At 51.0% G+C, this 241-nt stretch carries 1 protein-coding gene; it reads right to left on the bottom strand.

The features are described 5' to 3' along the window. The coding region (locus AABK37_RS42185; RefSeq protein WP_432557301.1) for an AMP-binding protein at window positions 1–241 on the bottom strand (241 nt) is incomplete at both ends.

Genomic DNA, 241 nt, shown 5'->3' with positions numbered 1-241 from the left:
CTTGGGTAGATTGGGTCGAGAGGCACATATGCGCCACCCGCCTTGAGAATTGCCAGCAGTCCCACCACCATCTCACTAGAGCGTTCCGTGCAAATACCGACCAGTACTTCAGGTTTTACACCCACTGAAACTAGGTGGTGTGCTAGTTGGTTGGCTTTGGCGTTTAACTCGCGGTATGTGAGTTGTTGGTCTTCATACACAACTGCCACAGCATCCGGTGTTTTCTCGACTTGTTGCTCAA

This window comes from Tolypothrix sp. VBCCA 56010, from assembly GCF_050875635.1.
Lineage (GTDB): Bacteria > Cyanobacteriota > Cyanobacteriia > Cyanobacteriales > Nostocaceae > Hassallia.
The sequence above is the reverse complement of the archived record's forward strand: the minus strand, read 5'-3'. Positions and strand labels throughout refer to the sequence as shown.